General features: G+C 58.0%; 17 protein-coding genes. All 17 read left to right on the forward strand.

Going from position 1 to position 11,506, the window contains the following annotated elements; genetic code table 11:
• Positions 1 to 470 (forward strand): hypothetical protein (locus tag IPK70_14505; protein MBK8228370.1); only part of this gene is annotated, 470 nt, incomplete at its 5' end.
• 15 nt (positions 471 to 485) lie between these two features.
• The gene (locus IPK70_14510) at positions 486 to 689 is read left to right on the forward strand and encodes a delta-60 repeat domain-containing protein (protein MBK8228371.1); all 204 of its coding nucleotides are present in this window, start codon (positions 486 to 488) and stop codon (positions 687 to 689) included.
• Between the two features lie 21 nt (positions 690 to 710).
• Entirely contained in the window at positions 711 to 1,730 is a 1,020-nt protein-coding gene (locus IPK70_14515; GenBank protein MBK8228372.1) for a delta-60 repeat domain-containing protein, read from the forward strand.
• Between the two features lie 31 nt (positions 1,731 to 1,761).
• Positions 1,762 to 2,295 carry a T9SS type A sorting domain-containing protein gene (locus IPK70_14520; GenBank protein ID MBK8228373.1) on the forward strand — a complete coding sequence of 178 codons (534 nt, stop codon included), beginning with the start codon at positions 1,762 to 1,764 and terminating at the stop codon, positions 2,293 to 2,295.
• Between the two features lie 308 nt (positions 2,296 to 2,603).
• The gene (locus tag IPK70_14525; GenBank protein MBK8228374.1) at positions 2,604 to 3,728 is read left to right on the forward strand and encodes a PKD domain-containing protein; all 1,125 of its coding nucleotides are present in this window, start codon (positions 2,604 to 2,606) and stop codon (positions 3,726 to 3,728) included.
• Positions 3,718 to 3,939, forward strand: coding sequence for a hypothetical protein (locus IPK70_14530; protein ID MBK8228375.1), 222 nt, complete (start codon positions 3,718 to 3,720; stop codon positions 3,937 to 3,939). The genes IPK70_14525 and IPK70_14530 overlap by 11 nt, the downstream gene beginning before the upstream one ends.
• The gene (locus IPK70_14535) at positions 3,906 to 4,244 is read left to right on the forward strand and encodes a PKD domain-containing protein (GenBank protein MBK8228376.1); all 339 of its coding nucleotides are present in this window, start codon (positions 3,906 to 3,908) and stop codon (positions 4,242 to 4,244) included. The genes IPK70_14530 and IPK70_14535 overlap by 34 nt, the downstream gene beginning before the upstream one ends.
• Positions 4,217 to 4,912, forward strand: coding sequence for a PKD domain-containing protein (locus IPK70_14540; GenBank protein MBK8228377.1), 696 nt, complete (start codon positions 4,217 to 4,219; stop codon positions 4,910 to 4,912). Before IPK70_14535 ends, IPK70_14540 begins: the two co-directional genes overlap by 28 nt.
• Before the next feature lie 209 nt (positions 4,913 to 5,121).
• Complete coding sequence (locus tag IPK70_14545) at positions 5,122 to 6,267, forward strand: PKD domain-containing protein (GenBank protein ID MBK8228378.1); 1,146 nt, start codon at positions 5,122 to 5,124, stop codon at positions 6,265 to 6,267.
• Positions 6,264 to 7,223: a hypothetical protein gene (locus tag IPK70_14550; protein MBK8228379.1), complete on the forward strand. Its 960-nt coding sequence runs from the start codon at positions 6,264 to 6,266 to the stop codon at positions 7,221 to 7,223. The genes IPK70_14545 and IPK70_14550 overlap by 4 nt, the downstream gene beginning before the upstream one ends.
• Before the next feature lie 316 nt (positions 7,224 to 7,539).
• Positions 7,540 to 7,779, forward strand: coding sequence for a hypothetical protein (locus IPK70_14555; GenBank protein MBK8228380.1), 240 nt, complete (start codon positions 7,540 to 7,542; stop codon positions 7,777 to 7,779).
• A 232-nt stretch (positions 7,780 to 8,011) separates the two neighbouring features.
• Positions 8,012 to 8,281, forward strand: a complete 270-nt coding sequence (locus IPK70_14560) for a gliding motility-associated C-terminal domain-containing protein (GenBank protein MBK8228381.1) — start codon at positions 8,012 to 8,014, stop codon at positions 8,279 to 8,281.
• A gap of 136 nt (positions 8,282 to 8,417) precedes the next feature.
• Positions 8,418 to 8,723, forward strand: coding sequence for a hypothetical protein (locus tag IPK70_14565; GenBank protein ID MBK8228382.1), 306 nt, complete (start codon positions 8,418 to 8,420; stop codon positions 8,721 to 8,723).
• A 105-nt stretch (positions 8,724 to 8,828) separates the two neighbouring features.
• The gene (locus tag IPK70_14570) at positions 8,829 to 9,317 is read left to right on the forward strand and encodes a hypothetical protein (GenBank protein MBK8228383.1); all 489 of its coding nucleotides are present in this window, start codon (positions 8,829 to 8,831) and stop codon (positions 9,315 to 9,317) included.
• 370 nt (positions 9,318 to 9,687) lie between these two features.
• Entirely contained in the window at positions 9,688 to 10,212 is a 525-nt protein-coding gene (locus tag IPK70_14575; GenBank protein ID MBK8228384.1) for a histidine kinase, read from the forward strand.
• Positions 10,213 to 10,606: 394 nt separating this feature from the next.
• The gene (locus tag IPK70_14580) at positions 10,607 to 10,861 is read left to right on the forward strand and encodes a hypothetical protein (protein ID MBK8228385.1); all 255 of its coding nucleotides are present in this window, start codon (positions 10,607 to 10,609) and stop codon (positions 10,859 to 10,861) included.
• A 118-nt stretch (positions 10,862 to 10,979) separates the two neighbouring features.
• The gene (locus IPK70_14585; GenBank protein MBK8228386.1) at positions 10,980 to 11,504 is read left to right on the forward strand and encodes a tetratricopeptide repeat protein; all 525 of its coding nucleotides are present in this window, start codon (positions 10,980 to 10,982) and stop codon (positions 11,502 to 11,504) included.
• Positions 11,505 to 11,506 lie beyond the last annotated feature (2 nt).

Below are 11,506 nucleotides of genomic sequence, written 5' to 3' on the forward strand. Positions count from 1 at the left end.
GAATTGCAAGGCTTCAACCGGATGGGACATTGGATCCCACATATGCACCTGAAGCTGACGGTCCCGTGCGTTGTATGGCCCTGCAGGCGGACGGAAGCTTGATTGTCGGAGGCGATTTCACGACCATCAACGGCCAGAGCTGCAACCGTGTCGCCAGACTTACACCAAACGGAGACGTTGATGCCAGCTTCAGCGTAGGGGCCGGCCCAGATGGGGAGGTTCGCGCGATCGCCATACAGGCTGACCAGCGAATCCTAATTAAAGGAAACTTCTTAGAAGTTGGCGGGCAGTCCATGATGTTCTTGGCCAGGCTCACGAGTGCTGGAGCTCTGGACATGACGTTTTCGGCGAATGCGCAAATTGCAGTTATCCGGGGGCCTTGCATGATTCAACCGGGCGATCGAGAAAATCCTGACTACGGCTATCCACTATGTCAGTTGGAACCACGCTCTATCCCTATTTCAGAGTAGTGCGACTCGACGCTAATGGTGCAGATCCGGAACTTCGCTCTGGGGCAATGGCGCAGAAGGCTCGATACGCACCCTCTCACTGCGAGCGATGGGCGAATCGTTGTTGGCGGTAGCTTCACCTCGTACAATGGCGTGAATGCATGCCGTATAGCACGCCCACATTCTGACGGGGTTCTCGATCAGAGTTTCAGCGTCAGTTCGGGGCGAACGATGAAGTAAGAGCGGTACTGGTTCTGCCAGATGACAAACTCCTTGTTGGCGGTCTGTTCACAGGAATTCAATGGTGAGAATGCAGGGCGTGTGGCCAGACTGGATTCCAATGGTGCCATCGACGATTCGTTCGCTGTTGGAACAGGAGCCGATGATGAAGTGTTCTGCTTGGGACGCCGCTCTGATGGCCGGTTATTCGTCGGCGGTCGATTTGGAACGTTCGACGGTTGTCTTGACGGGCGCATCGTACGGTTGCTGCCAGAAGGTCAACTCGATGTGGGTTTCAACCCGGGCACAGGTGTAAGTGGCGGAGTGGTTTCCGTGAGCGCTGAGGCGGACGGTCGAGTCCTACTAGCGGGAGATATCTGCATGGTAAACGGCCAGGTTCGGAAGCGAATGGCACGATTGTATGCTGATGGTAGCCTCGATGCCACGTTCAATCCGGGCGCTGGGCCTGACGGTTTCATCTTCCCAATGGAACGGTTTGGCGATGGTCGCTGGTTCGTAGGGGGAACGTTCGGCCATTTCGATGGCTACGAAAGGCGCCATATTGCCCTGCTGGAACAGGACGGGGCACTGGACCAGAGCTTCAATCCCATGGAGGGAGCAACAGGGCCTGATGCCGGCGTCTTGGCGCTATGCATGCAGCCTGGGCAAGGGTTGATTGCAGGTGGCTTTTTCACCGGATTCGGCGGCTTCCAGCGGGGAGGTATCGTGCGGCTGTTCATGGACGGAAGCGTTGATGCCTCATTTGCCGAGCAGGCGGGATTCAGCGGATATGTGGTTGCGATTGAGCGTTTAGCCAGTGGTCATCTACTCGTGGGAGGTGCATTTGACTCGTATGATGGGATTCCACGCAACAGTTTGGCGAAGCTTGATCCGAATGGTGATTTGGATTTGAGCTTCAATCCTGAACTGAACCCCGGCGATATGGTGATGTGCCTTGCGGAGCAATCCGACGGTGCCATTCTCGTTGGCGGACAGGTTGGAATTGCTCCCCGGAGGAACACCAGTTGGTATCGTCAGGCTGTTGCCCGATGGCGAGTATAGACCCGGTCTTTGCCGCAGGTGCCGGGCTTGGGTGAATGGCGGAGTGATGTCGATGAATCTCCTGCCTGATGGTCGCATCATCATTGCAGGTGAATTCACCGAATACGACAACGAGCCCAGGAACGGCATTGCGCGATTGAACAGTGACGGCACGCTGGACGAAGGGTTCGATCCTGGCTCCGGCGCGTCGTCGGAGATTGTCTCTTCGGTCGCCGTTGGGGATGGCGTGGTGATTGGTGTGTACTTCACGAGCTTCGATGGTGTTGGTAGGAATCGCATAGCTCGATTAAGGAATAGTGTTGTGGGAGTAAACGATCTTGAGGGCAATTCGAATCCGCTCCTCTTCCCGAACCCGAGCGCCGGCCGCTTCATCCTCCGGAGCACAGAGCATGGCGGGGAACTCGCTGTGCGGGTGCATGACATGCTTGGCCAGGAAGTAGCGGTGTACCAATACCGTGGTGGTGAGCTTGTCATGGAACTGGGTCACCTCCCTTCCGCCAGCTATGTGGTCCAGTGGATCGGCAACAACCGGAATGGCTGCATCCCAATCATAGTGGCGCACTAGATAGAGGCCCGGAAAGGGGCTGCTGAAGTTTCCAGCAGCCCTTCTTTCCTGTAGGCTATGCAACAGCAATGGCCCGTGGAAGACTCGAATCTATTCAACCGTGTGCTGCCAAGGTCGCTCTCCTTTCATTCTCATTCCCCATATTTGAATAATATGATGCCCGCTCTTGACCGTGCCTGCCGGTTCGATTTGAATAGAAGCGCTCACTGCGGTTGAAGATGAATGCCTGGTTATGCATAGCGGTAAGGTGGGCGGTGATATCGTATGGAGCGGCATGCCTCCCACTAGGCCTCTTCGGTCAGTTCAATGTGACCATCGCCCCCAACAACCAGCCGCCGTATTGCGGGCAGGAGATCCTCACGCTCCAGGTGAATGGCGTGCCCTGCGGGCCGGGTAGCTCGGTCAATTGGTCATTCACGAATGACGCTGGATCTTCTACTGGTGGGGTTGGCTCCTGTTCGTACACCGCCCTCTTTGGTGTGGGATGCTGGGATGCGACCGTGACGTTGAATGGGACCGCCTACCCGGTCATTGATGATCTGTTCTGCGTGAATCCCTTTCCGGTCGCCTCGTTCACGGTGTCGGCAACCAATATCTGCGAAGGGGAATGCATCACCTTCACCGATGCGAGCACGCCTACCGGTCAGATCGATAGCTGGACCTGGACCGGCCTGCCGTGCGCACAGGCCGGCAATGGGCTCCCGACCTTCAGTTGCTGCTTCCCGGATTCGGGCACCTACTATCCCGACCTTGTGTATGCGAACGGCTGTCCGGATGCGGTGCTCGATTCCATCGCGATCGTGGTGAGTGATGACTATCCGACGGCTGCCTTCAACCCCACCAGCGTGCTGGACTGTCCGGCCCCGTTGGACCTCAATCTCGTCAATGGCTCGGGGCCTGGGTTGACCTCCTCATGGGAGCTGACCAACACGTCCACCGGCGATGTGGTCTGCGACGCTGCCACCACGGACCTGCTTTGTAACGGGGTTGGCACGGGGACTTATGAAGCCTGCCTGGAGGTGACCAATTCCGGTGGATGCAGCAACGAGGTCTGCCACCCGGTCACGATCTTCGATGCTCCGGTCCTGGATATCACGGTCAACCCCTCGCCCACTTGCGCGAACGTGCCGGTCACCTTCTCTGCCGTCGGGACGCAGCCCGCATCACCAGCCTGGTGCAATGGGATATCGGGTGCGATGGAAGCGTCGATGGGAACGGCTTGGTATGGAACCATACATTCAGTGACGCTGGGACCTATCAGGTCTGCGCGCACATCGAGTACTCCTCGACCTGTTCTGCGGACACCACATTTACCATCGCGGTCTTCGACCCGCTGTGGCAGCCTTCACACCAGGCGATACCACAGTGTGTTTCAGCCCGGTCACGTTGACGTTCGCGAACCAATCCAGCGGGAGTGGCACCTTGAGCTATAGCTGGCGCGTCAATGGCACGCCACAGGCCAACACCAACGACTTCACGTGGACCTTCACCGCGAGCAGCGTCGTGCAGCTCGTCGTCACCAATGACCAAGGCTGCACGGCCACGGAGCAGATCGATATCGTGATTGACCTGCCGGAGTTGAGTTTAACAGGTCTTCCTTTGGTGTTTGTGTGGGACAGACAATCGCGCCGCAGTTCAACCTGAACGTCATTCCCGGCGAGACACCGTACAGCTATTCTTGGGATTTCGATGGTGGCGGGGAGGATAGCAATGCGCCGAATCCGATCTGGTCATACGACGCGGTCGGCAACTACACCATCTGCCTTACTGTGACGACGGCATCGGGTTGCATCATCACCGATTGCCAGGACATCCTGGTATCACCGGCCCTGGATGCCGGGTTCGGACCGGTGCCTCAAGCCCTGTGCGCCGGCGCGGGCGTTGCCTTGCAGGCGGATAATCCGAACGGCTCTTCCTACCTGTGGATTTCGGCGATGGCTGGACCGTGACCACGCCAGGACCATCCGTGAACTACATGTACAACGACACCGGCTGCTTCGATGTGACGCTGACCATTTCCAACCTGGGCTGCGCGGCCGATTCCACTTACCCCAACGCCATCTGCATCTGGGGCCGGTCGCCGATTTCACCATCGCACAGGATTGCGCCACTCCCTTCGAAAGTGTCGTTCACCAACCAATCCCTATTCGACGATAGCCTTTTCTGGGATTTTGGTGATGGAACTGATCTGGTCGGCGATTCTGCGGACGATGCACCGGACATCCATACTCCCACCCACGTCTATGCGAACGAAGGCGTCTATACGGTATGCTTGACCGCAGCCGCCGACACCTCCACCTGTCCGCATACACGTTGCTTCGAGGTGTATATTGATGTGCCCAGCGCGGAACTCCAATTCACACCCACGAGTGGATGTCCTCCCCTGTGCGTGGAGTTCAGCACCACCGAGACCTTCAATGTGGAATGGGAGATCGACTTCGGCAATGGGGATTTGCTTGTGGCCACGGCCCAGGGATGCACGCCGCCTCCCGACGACATCGATGATTGCACGAATTGGAATGTATCCTTTACGGACAGCCCGGCGCCAGCGTCCGGCTATTTCATGCCGTTCCAGGGCGGGAACATCTTCCCGGCCTGTGAATTACGAGAACGATGACAGCTAACGATAACGGCCATCGCCACGAACATCAATGGGTGCACGGCTACCACGGTTTATCAGGATGCCATCACCATCAGCACGGCACCGGACTTCGCCACCTTCAGCTACTCGGTCACCGAACCCTGTGGGCCCTACTGCGTGGACCTGGCTGCGGACAACAGTCTGAACAGCTACCAATGGTCTTACCGCTTGCTCCCCTTCGGCACGTGGACGGCGATTCCTGGCACCACGGATGCCGTGTCGCTCTGCCTGAGGACCCGCCCGGCTACCTGGAGGTGCAACTGGAAGGGGACCAGGGCACCTGTTCGGATGACCAGACTATGCAAGTGGTCTTCCCTGTTCCAGCAGCATCTTCCTTCGGCATCGACGATGCCACGCCATGCCTGGGGCAGGAAGTAGAGTTCACCGAGATGGTTGGAGGAGTAACCGGCCATGTGTGGACGGTGGACGGTGTCCCTGCTCCTGGGGCCCATAACATGGCGCATACGTTCATCGCGAATGGCATTCACGAGGTCTGCTTGAGCATTATCGACGCACAGTACAACTGCCCGGACACCAGCTGCCTGACCGTGGAGGTCTATACACCATTACCAGCGTTCGAGGTGAGCATCAGTCCGCTTGGTTGCGAGTACATCATCACGGTGTGCGACACGAGCACCCTCGCAGGCAACAGCTATATCTACACCCTGCATTACATCTTTCCTCAAGGACCTTCACAGGTCCTCCCTGCGAACAACTCGAACCCGTGCGTGTCGTTCACGGTCGGTGCAGGTGTCTATGACCTGGAAATAGAGGTTGGAGGCCCCGGCGCCTGGAGCAACTGTATCGTTGTGGATACCCTTGAAGATCTGCTGGGCCTTGCGGATGTGCTCGGCCCCTGGTCCTGGGAGCCGGCCGATAGCGTGAACTGCGCGCCCTATTGCGTCGAGTTCGAGGTGTTCAATCCGCTGGCGGCAGGCATCACCTACCTCTGGGATTTTGATGATGGAACCGGAGGTGGTGGAGCGATGACATCCCACTGCTATGCCGGACCGGGCACGTACTGCCCCACGCTGCAGGTCGTCTTTCCGAACCAGTGTGATGCCTTCTTCCCCTGCGTCGACCCCATTGTGGTGCTGCCGTACAGCGTGGAGGCTGCTTATGACAGTATTATTTGCGCAGCCGACACGACCTTGGTAGAGTTCACCGCTGCGGCGCCTTTCGGCATCGGCAGCATCGCCTTCCTGCCCTCTGCGGCGGTTACACCCGGCCCGCCTTGGAGCTTTTCCCTGCATCCTCAGCCAGCAGCACTTTTGTTGCCACCAGCACCTACGCCCAATGCGTTGATGCGGATACCCTACAGATCACGGTGAACCCGCTACCCGATGTCACAGCGGATCCTTTCGGACCATTCTGCATTAACGCAGGCGCGTTACCGGACCCGGTTGTTGATCCGTGGCCCGGAAGCTTCACATGGCCATCGAATAGCACGGACCCGCTCGTCATCGGTGGCGGAGATCACGAGGTGGCCTATTCGTTCACGGATGCGAATGAGTGCACCAGTTCCCTCACCATCCCCTTCACCATCCAGGACACAACGGACGTTGTCTTCGATAGCATCCATGCCTGCATCGACGCCGACCCGTTCGACCTCCACCCGTTCGTGGACCTTCCCGAAGGAACATTCAGTGCCCTGTATGATGGATCGATCTGGACCCCACTGCCTGGCCTCTTCGACCCAGCGGCCGTGTTTCCGGCACCGATTGCTGCACAGCAGATCGGGATCCGCTACGACTATACGAACGCACAGGGTTGCGTCAGCACCAACGACACGGTGCTCACCGTGCATCCGCTCCCCCAAGTGCAATTCAGTGCGGCGGATGTATGCACCTACTCGACCCTGAGCATAACCAACACCAGTGCGATCACTTCGGGTACCATTCAGACCTGGGCATGGGCCATCACCGGGCAACCTCTACTGACCAGTGAGCAGGTGGGGCCGTTCGCCTATCCCGTTGCCGATACACTCTCCATTTCCCTCACGGCCACGTCTGACCGTGGCTGTGCCGATACGATGGAAGAGGAGGTGATCATCCATCCGGTTCCGGTGGCCGCTTTCACTTCGGCCGATGCCTGCCAGTACGATACGGTCCCCTACGCGGACCAGTCCACCATTGCATGGAACAGCGGCGTGGATGTGATCGACACGTGGGATTGGCGTTTCGGTGATGGCCTGGATGCCACCGGCACAGACCCAACACACGCCTGGCAGCTCTGGGGCCCCTATACGGATAGGCTCATCGTGACCTCTGCATTCCGGCTGCGTTGACACGGCCACGCGCAGCATTGTCATCCATCCCGCCCCGGTGAACAGCATGGTAATCGCCCCCAACTGCTTTGGCCACAGCACCACGCTCACGAGCACCTCCACCATTCCGCAAGGCACCATCGAGGCGACGCCGTGGACCATGGACACTCCGCCGGTCAGCTATGATGTGCCTGTCGCCGTTCACACGACTTCTCCTCCGCCGGGTTCTTCCCCATCACCCAGACCCAGAGCGATCAGGGCTGTATCACCCTCCTCGCCGACACCCTGGAGATCGGCCCTTGCCCCAGGTGGCCTTCGACCCGACCGATACGGTCCGGTGCGTGAACGAGCCCTGACATTCACCGACGCCAGCACCATTCCGCGAGCCCTGCACGAACGCGCGTGGCAATGGTCCATCAACGGGGCGCTCGCGGGTACAGGGCCCAAACTGACGGTCACCTTCGATCCCGCCGGGACCTATTCGGTCGGCTTGGTCGTCACCAGCGGCAACGGCTGCCAGGACTCCCTTTCTCTTACGGACCTCATCACGGTACCCCTGCCCATCGCGGGGTTCTAGCGGACCCATCCCGAACGGGCATCCTCTCCCCGGAAATCCAAGTAGTGGACACGGCACAGCTCGCTGTTAGTGGGCCTACGACTTCGGGGATGGCGCACCTCAACCGAAAGGCAACCAATACACCTACGCCACCTTCGGCACCTACGTCATCCAGCAGATTGTCACTAGCGTACATGGCTGCCTGGACACCGCCTACCAGCAGGTTATCATCGACCCGGACCTGCTCATCTACGTGCCCAACACCTTCACCCCGGACGGCGATGGCATCAACGATGTCTTCCTGCCCTCGCTGGATGGTTTCGCCGTGCGTGAGTACAACCTCACGATCTGGAACCGCTGGGGTGAAATGATCTTCGAAACGGATGATGAGGCCGAGGCGTGGGATGGAAGTCTGGGAGAAGCGCCGGTGCAGGATGGCGTGTACATCTGGCAGATCGAGCTGCATGCAAAGAACTTCGTGGGCAGGAAAAGAATGAGGGGGCATGTTACCGTATTGCGGTAAGGGGCAATTAGCATCGTGTTAATTTGGTTCTGCCAGCTTGCAGTGCAGATGCGTCATAATGGTCCATATTTATTCGGCTTTGCGTGTTGCCTGGTCTGCGTGGTCATTTTGTGCAGTCAGGCGAAGGGACAGTCAAATGACCTTGATTCTCCTCAAGGGCGCCTTCCAGGTAGCGCATTCGGATTCTGCGAGGATAACGCTCTTAGCGGAAATTGCACTTGCCTTCGCCATGCCGATGGCGGATTCTGGGCTGGTCTACTTTCATCGGGCACTCACCCTTACGGATTCAGCGCTTGTATCCAAACCATCGAACAGGTATTTGCGCTTCGCTCGATCAAATCTGCTCAACTACATCGCAGCCTACCATGTCAGCAAAGGGGAGATATCAAAAGGGCTGGGACTCTTACGCGAAGCCCTGACCATTCGAGAGGTCGATCAATGACAGCCTTGGTCTTGCGCAGAGCTATAACAACTTGGCAAGATCAACTTCCATGCGGGACGCCACCCTCAGGCTATTGATCCACTTCACAAGAGTCTGCGGGTTTCGATGGCCATCCGCGATTCGAACGCAATGGCATACAACTATAACAATATTGGAAAGGTCTGGAGCGCGCAGTCCATGGCACAGCACTATCGTCAGGTTCGGCAACCTTTGGAAGCGCTTGGTCTTCTCAATGAGGCCTTGGGGCTGGCAGTAGAGTTTGGGGATAGCGTAGGCGTGGCCAAGACCTTGGAGGGTTTGGCACACACAATGGAAGCCTTGGATAGCCTTCCTCAAGCGCTGGCCTATACAAGGAGAGCCATGGGCATCAGCAAGAAACTTGGATTACATGAGATATACTCGAATAATCTAATGAACATGGCGGGCTACATGCAGCGACTGGGTGGACCTAAAGATGCCATCAGATTGGCCTTGGAGGGAACGGCTTTGGCTGAGCGCATCGGGTCGGCCAAGAACAGAAGGAACGGCTATGCACTCCTGGCCAAGTTGTACAAGTCGAACAGCAATCTCGCTGCGGCTTATCGTTCAAGTTGAAGTTCCTGAACCTGAGGGATAGTTTGAACAAGCTCGAAGACGAACAAGCCCTGGATCAAGGCTACAATGCGGTTCGAGCATGAGCAAGATTCCACAGCCGACAGTCTTTCACGCACAGCCAAGCAGCCGCATTCGCGGAGAGGGGAGATAACAATCGAAAACATCTCCGCGAACAAGGAGCGCAATACGGCGACCTTAGTTGCATGTGCAGGCCTGCTCCTGCTTCTGGGTGGGGGCGGCGCCACTGTCCTCGACCGACGTCGCCGCAAACATCGCTACGCCCGACGCTCGGCCCAGCTACAAACCCAAGTCTGGCGGGCCCAGATCAACCCTCACTTCATTCACGCCGCCCTGCAGAGCATCAACGCTTATGTTCAAGCCAACGAGCGACATCGCCTCCGCTTTTCTAACGCGCTTCGCGCGGCTCATGCGCGCCGTATTGGAGAATGCACGCAAAGAAGAAGTAACTCTTGCGAGCGACCTGGCCGTGATGCGGGACTACCTGGAATTGGAGAAGGTGCGCATGAAGGGTGGCTTCGAGTACGCGATAGAGGTTGAACCTCCGATCGATTCCGAGGAGGTGATGGTGCCGCCCATGCTGCTTCAGCCGTTCGCCGAAGAAGCCATCTGGCGCCGTCTTGCGCGGAGGGATGGTATCGGCCGGCTCACCATTCGCGTCCACCTGTATGGCAAGGCTTTGGTCCTTTCATTGGAGGATGATGCATTCGCCGAAGAGCACGATGCCGCAGCGGCGCATCAGGATGAAGCAGGCCCAATCGTTGATGTCGATGGTGCGGCCATAACACGCGCGCGATTGGAGGTGCTTACAAAGCAAGAGACAAGTGCGGCCTCTGTTCATGTCGTTCCGCTTGCAGGCGGGCGGCAGTGGAGTTGATGCCTGCCTTTGCTGAACGCCGCATGAATCATGAGTTGTTGCCCGCTGCATAGCCCTTGGTAGCAGTCGACCGGTTACCCGCTCCTTCTCTTCGCCCTTGCGCTGCTCTTGAACTGCGGCCTCGTCCGGGCCCAATCGGCGGCCATGGATTCTGTTCGACGAGCTATTGCCAAGGCGCCGAATGATACCGCGCGCATCGCAGCTATGGTCGCCCTGAGCGAACTCATCTACACCACCGACCCGGACACCAACGCGTCATTTGCCGCCATGCTATCGCGCTTGCGGACAAGGCATCGGGCGGGACGGGAAGCAACAAGCTCTTGCGCACGACACTCTTGCACCAGAAGGCCACCGCGACCAACAACCTGGCCGCCTCGTACTTCATGTTCGGGGGTTGGATAGCGCATTGACCTACTTTCGACAGGCCCGCGCCGCGCATCAAGCGAATGGATCAAGTTCAGGCGTGGCGGATGCATGGAACAACGAGAGCCTCATCCACGAGGCGCGCGGCAACCACGTGCTGCAACGCGAATGCCTGAGTAACGCACTGAAGGTGTACCAACGAGCAGGAAGCATGGAGCGTGTAGGCTATGCACTGAACAACATCGGCCAGTATCACACGGCTGTTGGCGCCATGGATAGCGCCTGATCCTATCTCGACAGCAGCCTGGGGGTGTGTTCGAGGTTTGAAGGATGAACGGGGAAAGGCAAGCGCCCTGTTGAACATCGGTATGAACCATGAAGCGCGCGGTCTTCCGTCCGAGGCCTTGGAACGCTTCCTTGCTTCCGAGGAGATATACACTCGGATCGACGATCGATCGAGCTTAGCCACTTGCCAGAACAATATCGCGGCCATTTATCATGCACAAGGCTTGCCAGAACAAGCCATTCGCTATTACCACAATGCGCTCGACCACAACACAGCGCTCGGCGATCGCATCGGTCAGGCCACCAATCACATGAACCTGGGCAATGTGCTGGATGTGCAAGGCGATTTGGATATGGCGCTGGCTGAATTCGAGAAGAGCTTGGCGCTATTCGTCGCCACCGGAGATAGGGGTGGGAAGCGCTTGTGCGCGGGCACCTCGGCATCGTATGGAAGAACAAGGTTGATCGCGCCAAGGCATTGGCGCAGATGCGGCGAGCCTCGCGTTGAGCAAGGAGCTCGCGGTACCGCATGCCTTGGCCAAAGCGTTTTACAAAATGGGCCACTTCTTCGAGGATGTGGACCGGTTGGATTCGGCACTTTGGTATTACCACGCCGCTCTCGCCTTGGACCGCAGCATCGATGACC

This window comes from Flavobacteriales bacterium, assembly GCA_016712535.1.
Taxonomy (GTDB): domain Bacteria; phylum Bacteroidota; class Bacteroidia; order Flavobacteriales_F; family PHOS-HE28; genus PHOS-HE28.